The sequence below is a fragment of the Paeniglutamicibacter sulfureus genome (genome assembly GCF_030512175.1).
GTDB classification, from domain to species: domain Bacteria; phylum Actinomycetota; class Actinomycetes; order Actinomycetales; family Micrococcaceae; genus Paeniglutamicibacter; species Paeniglutamicibacter sulfureus.
This window is the reverse complement of sequence record NZ_JAULBL010000002.1, coordinates 208,072-224,537: the sequence shown is the minus strand read 5'-3', so window position 1 is coordinate 224,537 and position 16,466 is coordinate 208,072. Positions and strand designations below refer to the sequence as shown.

Below are 16,466 nucleotides of genomic sequence, written 5' to 3'. Positions count from 1 at the left end.
CCCGCCGGACCAAAAAACGCACAAGGTTCCCGCACAACCTGTGGCCCCGACGAACCTTTCGAATACATTGGAGATTGACACATGAGTGACGCAGCAACCCGCATCCTGGAACAACTCCAGGCACAAAACGACTTGCGCATGGACGCCGCCAACGACATTGCCCACGCAGTTGCCGCACGCGTGAAAGCCGAGCACGACCTGGCCCAGGCAGTGGCCGCCGAAAAACAGGCCTTCGCCTCAGCCCTCAAAAAAGGCTGGACCCAACCGGAGTTGGACAAGATCAGCCCCTCCCGGGCCACCCGCAAGCGCGCCACCCGCAAGTCGGCAACCACCGCGACGACCACGGAAAACCCCACAACCTAGGTTCCCTTGCCCCCTGACCACCTGTGGACGGCAAAAGATAAATCCTCCGGTCTTTTCCCGCCCACAGGTGGACAGCGGGACCCCAGCCGACCGCCCGCACACCACCCGCAAGTCGCCACATGCCCCCCGTCTTCAGTCATGCGATCGCGGGCCGTGCACGGCCTCAGAACCGCTCGTCCCACCGAATGAAAGACTAACCAGAGAACACCACGACCTATGTCGTCAGGCCGCCACCGCAACACCCCCATCAACGCCCGCCCGGACGGGACCGAAGACCACAGACGGCGATCAAGCGAACGACGCCAAGGGCACGGTACAAGGTGGACGGCACCGTGGGAAGCGGTCATCTGCCTGCTGGCCTTCCGTCATCACATCCCATCACCCAAGCCCGGATGAGTGCCCACAATTTCCATGACACCACTGGCCGTTACCTGCAGACCCGTTGCACCACTGTTGCCCCATCCCCCACCCAAGCATTGACGGCAACGAGCTGGTCGTTGTCGCTCGCGCAGCCACCCCATGAACCGTCCGGACACCTCCCACACCACAGCACCAACACCGGCATCAAAAATCGGCAAGCAACCATAGACAAGTAACGGGACGCTACCGAGGCCGGACGCTGTCCCCAGGCCAACGCCCCTCCACCCCTCCGGCTCACCCCTGCTTGCCAGGGTCCCGGTTCCGTTTCTCCCTCACCCACGCGGCATGGACCCGTCGTTCCAGCAACTGCAGACGCTCGGCCTTCCCCAAACCTTGAAGCCACTGCACACGTTCATCGGCAACCCACCCCGCCTCCGCTGGCGTCAACAACTGGGCAACCACGTAAGCGGAAGTCCTCGGGAGATCGGCATACTGCGCCGCAAGCAAGCCGAGATCCAAACGCAGACGGCCCTGAAGCATTTTTGAGATCCCAGGGTCACTGATGGGCCCCGCATTTTTGAGGTGCTTGCGCAATCCCCCATCCGGATCCACGCTCTCGACCCACTGGCCGCTGACACCAGGAAAATGCGTCGGACCCAGGGCTGCCTCGCTCAACGGCTCCAGCAGCTCGATCGCCGCGCAGCCACGCATCAGGTGGTCCCACCGGATGTAGGCGGGAAGCTCGCGAGGATCAGGACGGGAAGGTACAAGGTACTCGTAGCCGGGAAAAGAACGAAGCTGCTCCATCGGGTCGAGCCCCAGCACCCTAGACACCCGGAGGATCGTTTCCTCCACAACCCGGTCGCCCGAAAGCTGCTGGAAAATGCGGACCCGCGAAAAGCCGGCCCTCAGGGAAAGCGCTGTCACCCCGATCCCGGGCGCAACCAAGTGAAGCCACCGCTCAACGTCCATCTGCCCCAAAGACACGGTCTTTCCCATCCATCAGCGAGTGCCTCCAACTTAGCCGACCGGAAGCTCCAAAGACATGAAGAATCCTGCATCCCCTGGCATGGCTCCCGACTGAGTGGCCACGACATTGTTCAAACGAGTTGGACACGACTAGACCGGCTAATTAGCGCTCACTGGTTCCACAAGTTCCGGCCCGTTGTTGCGCACATTCCCCACGGCCGTGCCCACTTCATGCGGCACGAGCTCGGGATCGGGAATGGCATCCAACAGCGAACGGATCTCCGCCTTGTCGATGAGCCCGGGGTCCAGCCAGTCCGCCTGCAGGTCGGCAGGCACGATGACCGGGGTGCGGTCGTGGATGTGGCCCAGGGCGTCAGCCGCCGGCCGGGTAAGGATCGTCGTGCTCATCAGCCACTCCCCCTCCCCGCCGTCCGGGACCTCCGGGTCCCGCCAGAACTCATAGAGACCGGCAAAACCCACGATGCCCCCATCCTGCGGCCGCAGGTACATGGGGATCTTCTCCTGGCCGACAACCTGCCATTCGTAGTAACCCTCCGCCGGGACCAGGGCACGGCGCTTCACCGCCGCCGAACGAAACATCGGCTTGTCCAGGACGGTCTCCGACCTGGCATTGATCGCCCTGCTGCCCACCGACCTGCTCTTGGCCCACACCGGGACCAGGCCCCACCGCGCCGTCTCCAGGCGATTGCCGGGGCCCGTGCCATCCGGACCACGACCGGTGACGATGCGGACCTTCTGGGTCGGCGCGACGTTCCAACTGGGCCTCAACCCATCACCCACGACGTCCTCTATCCCGAAGGCCGCCACCAAGTCGCTGTCGGCTCTGGCCATCACGAAACGTCCACACATGCCCAAAGTCTCCCACAGCACCGCATCCACCAAAAGGACCGATATCAAGACACCGTCCCGCGGATTCCACAACGCATTCCAAGACGAGGCCAGCGCGAACCACTCCCTGAACCCAAACCGGCACCAGATGAACCACGGTGAGCGCTACAAGTCCCCTGCCGTCCCGGCGACTACCAGAAAATGTCCGACGTGACGGCCAATGGTTTCCGCTCGGACATCGCACGCACGGCAGGCAGTGTGCCGGTCTGGTGCACCGCCTGGGGGAAATGCAGCAGGGTCCGTGATTCGAGTTCCACTATGGTGATTTGGTAGACCCTGAACTCATCCAACGCCAGCACGGCTCGCAGCCGGTCAAGATCCTGGGTCAGCAGGAAGGCCCGCGCTTTCAGGACGCCATGTTCCTGGAACACCAGCAGCTTCCAATACTCCGCCGGCAACGCAACGTCCCGGTACACCCGGTCATCGGAACCGAACACCGGACCGGCAAAAACGCTGGCCCGCAAATCCTGGACATCGACGTCCTCGTAGAGCGCGTTCTCCAGCCGGCCCCAGAGCCCGCCCCGGTGGCTCTGGTTGAAGTCATCCATCTGCGGGGCGATGTTGGCGTAATAGAACGAGTCGCGGTTCGCCTGCTGCGCCTCCGGCAACTCCCCCCCAGAAGGTCGGAGCGACGGGCCACGTGCCCGCGATCCAACCGGTTACCGGCATACAGTTCGTTCCCCGACTGGGTCTCGGCCGGCAGCCGGGGATCCTTGGCGAAGTCCAGCCCCGTGCGGCTGAGCAGCAACAGGCCCGCCCCGTCAATGTTCCAGCCCACCCAGCGCGCCAGACGACGCGAGGCACTCAGGCACAGGGAAAAATGCGTGTACGGAATGACCTCGGAAACCTCCCAGAGGACCGCATCATCCCGGATGGCGGCATCCAGGAACGGCACCTCCACACCGGTGCCCAGGAAATCCGCGCTGTACCCGGAACGCAAGACCGCTTCACGGGGCTGCTCGCTATGCGTGGACATCCAGTCGCCTCCCCAAGAGTGCCGCGTATCTCGGCGGTCATGTCGGTGACAACAGCGTAGGGCCTCACTGGGCATCCCCGCATCACCTGGCAACCCCTGCAGACGCTCCACTTTCCAGAGGGACCCAAGCCGCTCGCGGACCACCGTCGAGAGAAACCCGGGATCGGGCGCGGGAACCAACCGGACGGGGGCAAAGAGAACCCCCCACGTCCATACACCTTGGAGGCAGCCACGGACGCAGGGGCTCAGATCCCGCCCGGTGGCCACTTGGGGGACGGCACTTCCGGACGACCATCCCACGCTACCTGCGCCACACCCCTGATACAAATCGCCGCAACGGCTGCCGTCCCGGCCAGAGAACACAACACCAGTGACCGCTCACTACCCCACCCCAAATCGACGCTCACTCTCATCACGTCAATTCCCTGCGTCCGGTAAGGCGATGGCCCAGCGCGACACCCTGGCACCAGGAATCCGACAGTTGGCCTACTTAGTACCCTGTGGCGTGGGTTGTTGATCCGAGGAACTTGGGTACCCCACAGTGGTAGCCAGGATTAGGCCATCATGAAAAATTCGCTCCTGCCAAAGTCGCATACCTAGTGTCCTTGCCGAAAATCCCCGCCCGGTCAAACAGGCAGGCCGGGCGTGAGCGTCGTGCACCAAGGGGAACGACGCCGAAACCCACGCCGATGACGAGGGTGTGCACGATCGTCGGCAGCGGCAGGTGGGATTCGGGGCGGAACATGACCCGGCGGTGGTGTGCACGCGGCCGGTGGGGTCCCGGCGTCCACAGGTGTGCGGGAAAGACCGAAGGAAAAACATGCCCGCGGCCCGCCCCGGCTGCCGCGCGCGGCTTGACCACACAGGTACGTGACCGCGGCTGCCCCCCAGACCTTGAAGACGGCATGTCTGCAAAATATTGGATTACGCCCCGTAGCGACGCTTAAACTTTGAATCACGGTCTTGACAGCTGAATAAAACAGTGATTACAGTACATCCATGACTATCACCAGTGATCTATCTCATACTGAGGCTCCCACCGAGGACGTCTTCAGGTCGGCGATGGCAAATCTGCCTTCGGCGGTGTCAATCGTCACCACTTTCGCAGCCGATGGGACTCCGCACGGAGCCACGGTATCCGCGGTTAGCTCGCTATCCATGTCCCCGCCCCTCGTGATTGTTTGCCTCGACGCCGGTTCGGAGACGTTGGCTGCGCTGGAGGGAGGCCGCGGCTTCCTGATCCACATCGTTGCCGATGGCCAGCAAGATACCGCCTTTGCCTTTGCAAAGAAGGGACGGGAGAAGTTTGAGCGCACCGAGTGGGTGCTCAGCGATTCGGGTCAACCCAAGATCCCCGGAGCGGCCATGGTCTTTGACTGCCAGGTGGCGGATCTGTTGCCCGGCGGGGACCACACCATCGTTGTCGGGCGCATCGTAGGCATTGACCACCCAGTGGACCGCACGCCGGTGATCTACCACCGCCGCCATATGCAGGCTTCTCCTGCCAATTGACCCGTGGGGGTCCGACCCTGTCCACTTCCCCCTTTCGTTCTCGCACCCTCTAGAAGGAGACAAACGCACATGACCACTCAGCCCGAAGCCACGATGTCGCTCCAGAACCTCATGTCCACCAAGGCCCACGCGTTCGCCACGGCCGAGCACGGAGCCTACATTGACGGGCTCGAGATCGACGCCGGGAATTCGGTGATCGAGACGCTGGATCCGGCCACCGGTCGAAGCATCACGACAGTTGCCGAGTCTGATGCGGGCACCGTTGACCGTGCCGTTCGCTCGGCTTCAAGGGCATTCCAGGGGGAATGGGGTTCCATGGTTCCCTCCCGCCGCGAGGACCTGCTCCACCGTTTCGCCGACCTCATCGAGGCCAATTCCCAGGAACTGGCCCAGTATGACGCACTGGAAGGCGGAAAACCGGTCAGCCATGTCGAAAGCGTGGACCTGCCGCTGGCGGTGGAGCAGTTCCGGTACTACGCGGGATGGCCCACGAAGATCGTGGGCGCCACGGTGCCTGTTTCCACGCCTGACTCGCATGTGTACACCCGAAAGACTCCGATGGGCGTGGTTGCCGCCATCACTCCTTGGAACTTCCCCTTGTGCCAGGCGGCAATCAAACTTGCCCCGGCCTTGGCGGCCGGCAATACCGTGGTCCTCAAGCCCTCGGAGCTCACTTCGCTGTCCTCGCTGCGGTTGGCGCAATTGGCCACGGAGGCTGGCCTGCCTGATGGAACTGTCAATGTCGTCACGGGCACCGGGGCAATGACCGGCGCGGAACTGGTTTCGCATGATTTGGTGCGCAAGATATCCTTCACCGGCTCAGAAGCAGTGGGACGGCATTTGGGAGCAGAAGCGGGGCGGTCCCTCAAGCACATCTCCCTTGAGCTGGGCGGCAAGAATCCACATATCATCTTTGCCGACGCCGACATCGCCAAAGCAGCCGCCTACGCTGCCACCACCGCCTACTTCTACTCCGGGCAAGTCTGTTTCAGCGGATCCCGCCTCATGGTCGAGCGAAGCATCCTTGACGAGGTCATCGCAGCGGTGCAGGAACACGCCAAGGCCCTGGTGATTGGCCATGGCTTGGACCGTGCCTCGACGATGGGCCCGCTGTCCTCGGAAAGCCACCGGAACAAGGTTGAACGCTACCTCGAAACCGTTTCGGGCTCCGGTGCAACGGTGGCTTTCGGGGGCTCGCGCCCAGTGGGGGCAGGCGAAGGCTACTTCTTGGAACCAACCGCCGTGGTGGGGCCCGCGGATGCGGATCCGATCGTTGCCGAAGAGATTTTTGGGCCGGTCCTGACCATCCAGCCCTTCACCGACGTCGATGAGCTGGTGGCCCGGGCGAACGGTGGCAAGTACGGGTTGACCGCCGGAATCTGGACCAACGACGTGCGTAAGGCGCACAACCTCTCGCACCGCTTGCAGGCCGGCACCGTATGGGTGAACACATATGCCGACTACAATGCGGCAGCCCCCTTTGGAGGGGTCAAGAATTCCGGCCTGGGCAAGGACTGCGGCCCGGACGGGCTGGAAAAATTCATGGAGTCTCAAACCGTTTGGATGTCCCTGGCATGAGGTTCCTCCGCGGGACCTCTGCGGGGCCGCAACGCCTTGTAGTGCAAATCAGCGTACAGCCACGTTTCGAGCTCGCGGACCCCCACCATCACACGGATCTGTTCATCCAGGATGGCCAGCAAGTTTTCCCCCGTGGAGGTGACCACTTCAGCCAAGACATCAAAACGGCCGGCGGTGATGATCACATAGGACACACTGGGCAGAGCGGTCAATCCTTCGGCGACATCGGCCGCCCGTGCACCCTGTCCCAAGCGGATGCCCACCCAGCAGGAGAAATGGTATCCCAACCGCAACGGGTTGACGATGCACATCACGCGAACGGCTTCGGAGTCCACCAGCTTGGCGTACCTCAGCCGAATGGTGGTCTCGGAAACGTTGAGCCTTGCTGCGATCTCCCGGAAGGAGGCCCGACCGTTGTCGGCCAGTTCGGAGATGATGGTTTGGTCCATGGCGTCGAGCGGGCGGGGGCGCACCCCTTCCCTTTTCTCGTTGAGCCTGGCGGCGGAGAAAGTTGCCTGCTGGTAATGCAGCCGCAAGTAGGGCAGGATTTCGACGGCCCGGATTCCCGGAATCGTCCGGATCTTTCTGGCAACGACGTCGTGGAGTTCCTTGCCGTCAATGCACATCAGTTCGGCCTGCACGGCAAAGGGCCCGGTGGTGACCGTGACGTAGTCCACCTCGGGCAGCAGCGCAAGATCTTCGGCCAGGGCTGCAGGGTCGCGTGTCCCGTCGATGGTCAGCAGCGCCAGGGCCAAAGCCCCGAAGCCCAACAGCGAGGGATCGGTCACTGCCGAGATCTGGATAAAACTCTCATCCAGCAGATGGCTCACCCGCCGTCGTACGGTCTTCTCGGTGACCCCAACTCGACGAGCCAGCTCCGCGAAGGGGATCCTTCCGTCGGCCTGCAGTTGCTCCACCAAGCGCAAGTCCAGCTCGGTCAGCGCCACGGTCTCCATATCCGAGCGCATGTTGCCCGCCAGCTTGAACCCTGCATGGGGGCGGGCCGCAGCGCCCGCGTGAGACTGCGGGGCACTGACGGGGCTGTCTCCAATACTCATAGAAACCACCCTACAAGAACCCCCTGTCGCTGATCGCGGTCCTGGCACTGCTTGTGAACGCGTTTTCCGGTCCCCTGCTGCACCCGTTCATTTCGCCCCTCCCCCACCTTTCAAGACCCACCCATTAATAAGGAGAACAACTTGCGTATTGGCTTGCTTCAAGAAGGCGATCTCACCGGCACCACCGCCTACGAGCGGTATCACCAACTCATCGAGGAGGTAGCCCTGGCGGATACCCTCGGTTTCTCGACCTGGGGGACATCGGAACAGCATTTCAGTCCCCCCCGATTCTCGATTGCCGCCCCGGAGGTCCTGTACGCGGCTGTCGCGATGCGAACCAGCAACATCAAGCTCCGCACCATGGCCTCGGTCATGCTCAAGTGGAACCATCCCATCATGGTCGCCGAACGCCTTGCCACCCTGGATATCGTTTCTCGTGGTCGTGCGGAGATCTGCACCGCAAGGTCCAACAACCTCACCACGTTGTCCGCCTTTGGAGTCGACCCCAAGGACACCCGTGCCCAGTGGGAGGACTCGATGGACGTGTTGATGAAGGCGATGTGCGATGACACGCTCCAGCACGACGGGCCGGTCTGGCAGATCCCGCCCGTGGAGGTTGTCCCCAAGCCCGTCACTCTTCCGCACCCGGCAGTATCGGTGGCGGCTTCCAGCGTCCAATCCCACGTCAACGCGGGAGAACGAGGTATCGGCGTCATCACCTTCGAGAACTATTTCGGCTTTGACTACCTTCAGGAATGCCTGGACGCCTACAGTTCCGCCTTTGCCTCCAGCGATCACTCCCAAGTTGCAGCACCCAACAACTACCGCGGGCTCTATGTCGCCACCGCCTACTGCGCCGAAACCAGGGAAGAAGCCCTCGAGGTCGCCCGGGATGTCGCCATGGGCTATTTCAAGTTCATCCTGGACCTCTACATCCCGCTCTCGAAGAATCCCAACTACGATTATCTGGATGCCCTGGAAACCCTGATCCAGAACCAAGACGATTTGGACTGGCTGTGTGAGTACACCCCTTCGGTGATGATTGGAACACCCGAGGATTTCATTGAACGCCTCAAGCGTCTGGAAGGCATGGGCATCGACGAGGTGTTGTTGCGCATTGACGGGGTCGGACATGAGAACATCAAGAAGTCCCTGGAGCTGATTGGCCGCGAGGTCATTCCCCACGTATCGAATCTCCAGAAGGCAGTGGTGTGATGAGTACCCAATTTGATCTCTCGCCAGTACGAGGGGCTATCACCGGTGAAGGGCCTTCCGCTTCGGATCTCCGGTGCCCGGTGGACCATCTTGAGCCAGCCCTGGAACGTCTGGTCAACGCCGTCAATCACCCCGACCACCAAGGCGAAGCCTTGGCACGGAAAGACTATGTTCTCCTCTTGTTGACCACCATCGTGCTGCCGGCCTTGCTCGTTGTTGTCGGGAAGTCGCTATGAAGCACACAAGCCAAGCGCCACTGGAAACGGACGGATTCCCCGCCGAAGCTGCCGAAAATGGATGGCCGCAGCCCAGGAGCCAGCGCTCCTGGGGGTCTTTCGCGGTCTTCTCCACCTCCGTCTCCACGGCCATCGCCACCTGGTGCTTTATCATTGGCGGATTTGCGGCCTACTACCTGCCTGCCGGGCAAGGAACCTTGGCAGTGCTGGCCGGATCCTTGATCGGAATTCTCTTTATCGTGCTGGCTTGTTTGCCCGTTAGCGCGAAGTACGGGATCGATGCGGTCGCCTCCGCGGTGCCCCAAATGGGCACCAGAGGCTCTATGTTGGCGGTCGTGTTGATCTTCCTGTCCACCTTGGGCTGGAACGTCTATCTCTTCGTGCTCCTGGGACGTGCCGTGCAATCCATCGGCTCGGCGTTCGGCCTGGCACTACCGGAATGGACTATTGGAGCCGCGGGTATTGCCGCCGTCCTGGTCGTTTTGGTGCTACTGCGCAAGGGATCCGCGGCGGTGCGCAATTTCAGTCAAGGGATTGCGATTGTCGTGCTGGTTCTGGCATTCGTCATCATGTTCCTGCTGATCAATAGCGCCGGCCTGGAAAACTTGCTGGCTGCTCCCGCGGTTGCTCCGGACGCAGATCTCAACGTCAACTGGGCTAGTGCCATGGAAGTACTCATCGCTTCAAATCTCTCCTGGTGGGCATACACCGGAGCGATGGTGCGCAACTCACCGAGCGCCAGAAAATCTTTGTGGCCCGTCGTTCTTGGTCTCGGCTTGGCAGTCGGAGTGGGATCGTTGACCGGGCTTTATGGCGGCTTGCTCGTACCCGATTCCGGAGGGGATCCCACCCAGTTCCTTGTGGAAATCGGTGGCCCCATCTTCGGCGTCATCGCGCTGCTCTTTATCATCTTGGCGAATATCGGAACTGCGGTAGTCGGGGTCTACGCGGCCACCGTGGCCGTACGCCAGCTACCTCCCGTGCGCAGGATGTCCTGGGTCTCCTCGACCTTGATCGCGGTGGTCCCGGCCCTGGTGCTGGCCGGGTTCTTCGCCGATGCCGTATTCGCGAACTTCAGCGTTTTCCTGGCATTCCTGGGGATCGCGTTCGCACCGATCTGCGGAATGCAGATTGCCGACTACTATTTCTTGCGCCGGCAGAAATACGACGTCGGATCGCTATACAGCACGTTGCCTTCCTCGAACTACTACTACTGGCGCGGATTCAACCCCGTCGGCTTCACAGCATTCATCGCCGGCGTCGCGACCTATCTCTACCTCCTTGACCCGGTGACATACTCCTCCCGGGCTCCGTTCTCCTACACCACCGCTTCCATCCCCACAGTGGTGGTCGCCGGACTCGTCTACTGGTTGGGAACGAAGTTGATTCTCCGTCCCCTGCACAAGGGCGGCTACGGATCCGTCAAGGCCAAAGCGGGCTCGGACGTGGTTTGAGGCTGTTGCCCCCTTGCCGGGAACCACATTCTTTGAAAGGACACCTCTGAAATGCATGACCTCTTCATCATCTACAACCGGCCTCAGGACACCGAGGCCTTCGACCTGCACTACGCCTCCATTCACGTGCCGCTGGTACACCGGTTGCCCAGGCTGCAGGAATTCACCTGGGGCAAGGTACAGGCAGCGGATCCAGCCAGCCCCTACCTGGTTGCCCGCCTGACATACACGTCCAAGGAGGATGCCGAAGCGTCCATGGCCTCCGCCCCGGGGGTGGCCTCGGTGGACGATCTGGCCACCTTCGCGTTTAGCGGAGTCACCGTCCTCAACGTACCCCGTACCGGTGCTCCCCAATGAGCGCCGCGCAACACCACCAATCCGCAGACACCATCATCAGGGCGGCACGCATCATTTCCCTCGCCCCCCGGGAGATCGAGGGCCCGGCCGCACTGTGCCTGCGCGACGGCCGCATCCAGGCAGTCATACCGGATGCCGAAATTTCGGAGTGGTTCGGAACAGACACCAAGGTCATCTCCCTCATGGACCGCGTCCTCATGCCCGGATTCGTCGATCCCCACGCACACTCGGAAGTGGCGGCCAAGGCCGGGCATCTGATGGTGGACTGCCGTGCACCCCAAAATCGGGATGTCTCCGCGGTCTTGGAGACGCTGCGGACCAATCTCCATCGTGAACGCGATGGCTGGCTCGTGGGGCAGGCAAACCTTTTCTTCGACCAGAAACTCAGCGATCGCCGCTTCCCCACCCGGGAGGAACTCGACAGCGTCAGCACGGACATCGCCATTGCCATACGCGCAGGGGGGCACCTCACCATCCTCAATAGCCGAGCGTTGGAGCTAAGCGGCGTCGACGCCGACTACGAAACAGTCGAATACAGCATCACGGGAAAACCCTCGGTCCACCGCGACGCGGAGGGACGTCCCACCGGAGTGGTCACCGAGATGGACAAGCTCCTGCCCTTCCCTGAGCTTTCCGCAGCGGAGTCGCGAGAGGCCCTCGAATCCGGCATTCGCGAGCTGTTCACGGCCAACGGCGTGACCACCATCGGAGAGATATCGGAGTCGTTGGATGGCCTGCGGGCCTTTGATGACGCCATAGCGGAAGATCGGATGCACGTTCGGCTCCATGTTTACCTCTGGACACCGGGAACGGTGACTTTGGAGGAGGCCTGCTCCCACCGCGCATGGGCCGACTTCCGGTCCAGCGCGGAAAGGTTGCGGATCCAGGGGGTGAAGGCGTTCTCCGATGGAGGCTACTCGGCTGCGCGTGCGGCCCTGACCAAACCCTATGTATTCGACGGGCACAGCTGTGGCGAACTTGCGCTTTCCACCGAAGAAATTATCGAGCTTGCCCGCCGCACCCAAGTTGCCGGGCTGCAATTGGCCATCCATGCCAACGGCGATCGCGCACAGCTGGAGGTCTGTGAGGCACTTGCCCAGGTGCACCGGCCTCCCGGGGCACCGCGCATCCGCATCGAACATGCAGGCAATTTTGTGCCCGACTACCCCGCATTGAGCGATGCCTGGCAACGGGCAGGGATAGTGCCCGTACCTCAACCCGTGTTCCTCTACAATTTCGGCGAGTTCATCCCCGCATATCTCGGCGACTACGCCCGCGAGCAGCAATTCCCGCTGCGGCGCATGCTGGATGACGGCTGGCCCGTCTCCGGCAGCTCGGATGTCTGGGTCGGCTCGGAAATCGGGCAGACCAACCCCTTCCTGAGCATTGCCAGTGCCGTATCCCGCCGGACCTTCCACGACCACATACTGACCCCGACGGAAAGCGTAAGCGTGTACGAGGCACTGCGCATGCACACCCTTGGCGGAGCCTATGCACTGGGGGAAGAAAGCACCCGTGGCTCACTGGAACCTGGCAAGCTGGCGGACTTCATCGCGCTGGATGCCGATCCCCTATCGATTCCCGTCTCAAAACTCCTGGACATTTCAGTCCAGGAAGTCTTCTTGGGCGGAACCCTGGTATACACCCGCGATGACACACCAGGGATGCCTTCCCGCATGCTGCCCCAGCACGCGGAATGACTCGTACCCATGCGAAAAAGTCCCGAACTATCGCGAATCGAAATCCATTCTAAGTAGATGAATAGGGAGTCCTGCTGCTACTCACCGGGCTTGGACGCCGCGAACGGATCACGTCTTCGAATCAAGTCCGGGAAAGGCTGAATGTAGCCGCAAGACTCGCCCCGGGCCCTGGGACTCACGGGCGGAACGACAGCCCACAGGACCCGAGAGGTCCTGTGGGCCTCCTGGTCCCTGAGGGAAGCCCACGCTGAACCACCGAAGCGGCAGGCTGAGGACCACCGGGGCTAAGCCGGGGAAGTTGTACAAGTTCCCAGACGCCGACTAACCATCCGATCCCGCTGGCAACAACCCAGGGCCTTCCTGCAGCCTGCCGCGGCCAGTCCGAAGTTTGGCCCCAACTACGGGGCGTTCCCGGACCGTCGGCCATGCCCGCAAGCCCCCTCAGGGAAAGGCTGCGGGGGTTGGTCCTTGACATCTGGGATGTCCCGTTTGCCGATCCCCCAGCGCGACACCCAACGACAAAAGACCCGACATTTAAGAACATTGAATGTGACTCGCAACGGTAAATGGCGTGTTTTTCGCAGCGCTTAGTGGCCGATGAGGAGGGCTCTCCTTGCGGTGTCAACGATTTCGGGGGTGAGCCGGGCGATGGCGTTGACGGTTTGGACGCGTTCGATCTGGGTGGTCAGCCGGTCGACGAGGCGGAAGTTTCCGCCGGTGATGCGGACGATGGTCGCGATGGCTGTTGCGTGCCCGAGGCCTCCGTCGGCTTCGTCGTTCCCTGACGGGAAACGTCTGGCCAGGACTGCGGTGAGTTCCTCGGGGGCGAGCTGGCGGTATTCGTGGGCGAAGCCGATGCGACTGTAGAGCTGTGGGTAGCGGGCCAGACGTTTTTCGATGCCGGGCATTCCGATGAGGATGACGCCCATGGTGTGCCGATCGAAATAGTCGCGGACCTGCTCGAGGCCGGTGGTCTTGAGGCGGTCGGCCTCGTCGATGATGAGCAGTTCGGTGCGCCCGCTGGAGCGTGACTCACGGTGAATGAAGGGATCCACGACTCCGTGTTCGGCGTAGTCGAGAGCGTAGGAAATCTGTTGGCAGGCCCGCGGGAGCCCTTGGTCAATTTCCCGGACGCTTGCCGAGACCGTCGGGGTGAAGAATGCGGTGCGGGATTCGAGCACGCGTTCGGGTACGGGATCAAGGTGCTCGGGGAAGGGCGGCTGCCATAGTTCCCAAGCGTCGGCCCCGGCGTAGTGCCGGGCCGAAAGGGTTTTGCCGACCCCCGGAGGTCCCCAGCACAGACCGATGTAGCGGTGGGCGCGGACGGCGTCGGCGAATTCGGTGAAGCGGCGGTGTTCCCGCGTGAGCTGGAACGGCGGCCTCGGACGCTGCGGCGGCGGGCCGAGGTTCAGCTCTCCGGTATCCGGTGTAAGAAAGCGCCGGCCGTCATCTCCCGGGCCGAGCACGCTGTGGGTCGGATCAGTCGGTTTCATAGAGGCGTAATCGTTGTCGTGGCGGGACTTCTTCAAGGCTTTCCGGTTCCTCCTCCGTATCTGTATCCGCAGCTGATCGCGGGATATAGCGGGTATCGGCGGGCAGGGCGTCGGCGAGGCTTCGCCGTTGCTGCAGCTGGTGCTTGAGAATCCGTCGTTGTTGCGACCGCGCGGCCTGCAGTTCCTTGAGCGAGACGGAGTCCGCGGCCAGCTCGGGTGCAATCGCGCGACAGAGAAACGCATCGTTGAAGTAGACGCGGATTTCCCCGACGTCCCGGGGGTTGTAGCGCACGGTGACGTGTTCGCCGACATAGGCGGCCAGGACCGGTGAGACGTACCGGGTGGCTGCAAACTTGATGCCGTCGCGTAGCACCTTCCGGGTTGCGGCCGCGGTGAGCAGCAGCAGGTCGAGGTCCTCGGGGTGGGCCGGGGCGCGCGGGATGAACCCGGATTCCGCCCAGCGCTGCACCGGGACCTGCTGCGTCTGCGAATGGGGACGTCCGTTGTATTCGGTGACGATGAATTGCTCCAGGATTCCGTCGAGTTGTTCCAGGGTGAGTGCCGGCTCGGTGACCGGGGCACCGTTGGTTCCGTGCGGGATGTGGCCGGGCAGGTGCGGCAACAGCTCGGTGGTGATGGTCCCATAGAAGCGCTCGATCTTCCCGCGTCCCTGCGGTACCCCGACCCGGGAATGGATCAGCCGGATGTGGGTGTCCAGGCAGACCTGGTTGAGGCGCTCGGAGGTAAAGTCCGTGCCGTGGTCGCTGTAGAGCACCTCGGGCAGGCCATAGACGGGCCAGCCGGGATTGGTCTTGGAGTTGATCGCCTGGTGCAGGGCCAGCGCGGTTTGCTCGGCCGACGGGGCCCCGGTGAAGAGGGTGTATCCGGCGACGGCGCGGGAATAGTCATCCAGCACGACCGTGAGCCACGGCCGCACCGGAGCCCCGTTCTTGCCCAGGACCATGATGTCCAACAGTGTGTGGTCGGCCTGCCACTGCTCATTCGGTCGGGCTGCGGTGCGACGAAACACCAATTCGAACCGGTCCCGGTAAGCGGCATCCCCCTCATGCGCTAGCGTGCGCAGCCCCGGGTCGATGGCACTGATTATCGCCCGGACACTGGAATAGCTCGGCGGACTGAGTCCGCGGTCGGCCGCGATGTCGCCCACACGGCGGTGGACGAAGGCGATGGTGGGCTCGGGACGGCGCAGTGCCAGCGCCTCGATGGCATCGACCAGTTCGCCCGGGATCCGCCGGCCACCGCGATCGGGACGGCGGGTACGCTGCAAACCCCTGGATGTCGGATCGGCACGGTACTTCGCGGACCAGCGTGCCAGTGTCCGCAGCGGCACCCCCGATTCGGCGGCGATGCGCGCCCATGGGGCGCCGTTCTCGTGCTGGCCCAGCAAGGCGAGTTTCTCCGCAACGCTGCGCTGGGCCATCAAGGATCACATGCTCTTGATCGAGCCGGTGTCTTGGCCGAGGTGGCGGTAGAGCGTCGCGCGGCTCCACCCGACCAAACGTGCCGCGTCCTCGGCGGTGCGTCCCCTCAACCGGGCGTCCTTGGCGATCGCGAGCTTCTCGGCGATCACCGCCGGGTCGGAGAGCGGCCGGCCGAAACGGGTGCCGGAGGCCCGGGCGGCGGCGATCCCGGCGTTGACGCGCTCAACGATCAACTCGCGCTCATACTCGGCCAAGGAAGCCAAGAAGTTCAACATCATCCGACCGGTCGAGGTTGCCGGGTCGATCCCGTCCGAGATGGAGCGCACGTTCACGCCGCGTTCGCGCAGCAGGTTCACGGTGTTCAGCACATCGATGAGGGAGCGGCCGAGCCGGTCGATCCGCCAGACCACCACGGTGTCCCCGGTCTCGGCGTACTCCAGCAGCTTCTTCATTCCGGGTCGCTCGATTGCGGTCCTGCTTCCCGAGGTGACATCGGCGAACACGTCGCGCTTTTGCACCCCGCCCTTGAGCAGCGCATCAAGCTGCAACTGAGCATCCTGGCTCGAAGTGCTTACCCGCGTGTATCCCAAATGTCTCACCCCGCCATTTTGGCTCAAAAAACCCTGGATTCCAACCTCGTAAGACGTTTTACGGCAAGACGACTTTCTGGAACAAATTGCCTCCCGGAACTTCAAGGCGACCGATCGTCAAGATCGGCGCAGTCCTGGTGTCTCGAAAAGCTAAAGGTTTTCGAGACACCGGTCAGGGGCACTTTCGACGAAGGTCTGTGCCCGGAACAGGGCTGAGCGGGCTGCTCTTCGATGATCGTTCGGGCGATCAAAGG

General features: G+C 62.6%; 15 protein-coding genes and 1 pseudogene. 8 read left to right on the top strand and 8 right to left on the bottom strand.

Annotated features, from left to right (window positions below; genetic code table 11):
• Positions 1–81: 81 nt before the first annotated feature.
• Positions 82–363 carry a hypothetical protein gene (locus tag Q2T94_RS07690; protein ID WP_302263535.1) on the top strand — a complete coding sequence of 94 codons (282 nt, stop codon included), beginning with the start codon at positions 82–84 and terminating at the stop codon, positions 361–363.
• A 654-nt stretch (positions 364–1,017) separates the two neighbouring features.
• Here the strand turns inward: Q2T94_RS07690 and Q2T94_RS07685 are convergent.
• From Q2T94_RS07685 to Q2T94_RS20545, 4 genes and pseudogenes are all read right to left on the bottom strand, one after another.
• Positions 1,018–1,722 carry a hypothetical protein gene (locus tag Q2T94_RS07685; protein WP_302263534.1) on the bottom strand — a complete coding sequence of 235 codons (705 nt, stop codon included), beginning with the start codon at positions 1,720–1,722 and terminating at the stop codon, positions 1,018–1,020.
• Between the two features lie 129 nt (positions 1,723–1,851).
• The gene (locus Q2T94_RS07680) at positions 1,852–2,562 is read right to left on the bottom strand and encodes an SOS response-associated peptidase (protein WP_302263533.1); all 711 of its coding nucleotides are present in this window, start codon (positions 2,560–2,562) and stop codon (positions 1,852–1,854) included.
• A gap of 170 nt (positions 2,563–2,732) precedes the next feature.
• Complete coding sequence (locus Q2T94_RS07675) at positions 2,733–3,209, bottom strand: DNA/RNA non-specific endonuclease (protein ID WP_302263532.1); 477 nt, start codon at positions 3,207–3,209, stop codon at positions 2,733–2,735.
• Between the two features lie 68 nt (positions 3,210–3,277).
• Positions 3,278–3,577, bottom strand: a pseudogene (locus tag Q2T94_RS20545) (DNA/RNA non-specific endonuclease); the annotation flags it as partial.
• A 999-nt stretch (positions 3,578–4,576) separates the two neighbouring features.
• On the opposite strand from Q2T94_RS20545, the gene Q2T94_RS07670 reads away from it, so the two are divergent.
• Together Q2T94_RS07670 and Q2T94_RS07665 are read left to right on the top strand one after the other, a co-directional pair.
• Positions 4,577–5,089: a flavin reductase family protein gene (locus Q2T94_RS07670; RefSeq protein ID WP_149619511.1), complete on the top strand. Its 513-nt coding sequence runs from the start codon at positions 4,577–4,579 to the stop codon at positions 5,087–5,089.
• 69 nt (positions 5,090–5,158) lie between these two features.
• Complete coding sequence (locus Q2T94_RS07665) at positions 5,159–6,667, top strand: aldehyde dehydrogenase family protein (RefSeq protein WP_302263531.1); 1,509 nt, start codon at positions 5,159–5,161, stop codon at positions 6,665–6,667.
• On the opposite strand, the gene Q2T94_RS07660 is transcribed toward Q2T94_RS07665, so the two are convergent.
• Positions 6,640–7,725 carry an Lrp/AsnC family transcriptional regulator gene (locus Q2T94_RS07660; protein WP_302263530.1) on the bottom strand — a complete coding sequence of 362 codons (1,086 nt, stop codon included), beginning with the start codon at positions 7,723–7,725 and terminating at the stop codon, positions 6,640–6,642. The two genes, Q2T94_RS07665 and Q2T94_RS07660, sit on opposite strands and share 28 nt — an antisense overlap.
• Before the next feature lie 141 nt (positions 7,726–7,866).
• On the opposite strand from Q2T94_RS07660, the gene Q2T94_RS07655 reads away from it, so the two are divergent.
• From Q2T94_RS07655 to Q2T94_RS07635, 5 genes are read left to right on the top strand one after another with little or no spacing between them, the layout of a single operon-like run.
• Positions 7,867–8,940, top strand: a complete 1,074-nt coding sequence (locus Q2T94_RS07655) for an LLM class flavin-dependent oxidoreductase (protein WP_302263529.1) — start codon at positions 7,867–7,869, stop codon at positions 8,938–8,940.
• Positions 8,940–9,176, top strand: coding sequence for a hypothetical protein (locus tag Q2T94_RS07650; protein WP_302263528.1), 237 nt, complete (start codon positions 8,940–8,942; stop codon positions 9,174–9,176). Before Q2T94_RS07655 ends, Q2T94_RS07650 begins: the two co-directional genes overlap by 1 nt.
• A complete protein-coding gene (locus Q2T94_RS07645; RefSeq protein ID WP_149619514.1) occupies positions 9,173–10,630 on the top strand; it encodes a purine-cytosine permease family protein in 1,458 nt (485 codons plus the stop codon). Before Q2T94_RS07650 ends, Q2T94_RS07645 begins: the two co-directional genes overlap by 4 nt.
• 51 nt (positions 10,631–10,681) lie before the next feature.
• Positions 10,682–10,987, top strand: coding sequence for an EthD family reductase (locus tag Q2T94_RS07640; protein WP_149619515.1), 306 nt, complete (start codon positions 10,682–10,684; stop codon positions 10,985–10,987).
• Positions 10,984–12,687 (top strand): amidohydrolase, encoded by a 1,704-nt coding sequence (locus tag Q2T94_RS07635; RefSeq protein WP_302263527.1) that lies wholly within the window; start codon positions 10,984–10,986, stop codon positions 12,685–12,687. The genes Q2T94_RS07640 and Q2T94_RS07635 overlap by 4 nt, the downstream gene beginning before the upstream one ends.
• A 587-nt stretch (positions 12,688–13,274) precedes the next feature.
• Here Q2T94_RS07635 and Q2T94_RS07630 read toward each other — a convergent pair.
• Genes Q2T94_RS07630 through Q2T94_RS07620 form a run of 3 tightly spaced genes read right to left on the bottom strand, consistent with a single transcriptional unit; the run spans position 13,275 to position 16,221 of the window.
• Entirely contained in the window at positions 13,275–14,180 is a 906-nt protein-coding gene (locus Q2T94_RS07630; RefSeq protein WP_302263526.1) for an AAA family ATPase, read from the bottom strand.
• On the bottom strand, positions 14,167–15,621 hold the full coding sequence (locus Q2T94_RS07625) for a TnsB C-terminal domain-containing protein (protein WP_302263525.1): 1,455 nt from the start codon (positions 15,619–15,621) through the stop codon (positions 14,167–14,169). The genes Q2T94_RS07630 and Q2T94_RS07625 overlap by 14 nt, the downstream gene beginning before the upstream one ends.
• Positions 15,622–15,627: 6 nt before the next feature.
• Positions 15,628–16,221: a recombinase family protein gene (locus Q2T94_RS07620; protein WP_302263524.1), complete on the bottom strand. Its 594-nt coding sequence runs from the start codon at positions 16,219–16,221 to the stop codon at positions 15,628–15,630.
• Positions 16,222–16,466: the final 245 nt, after the last annotated feature.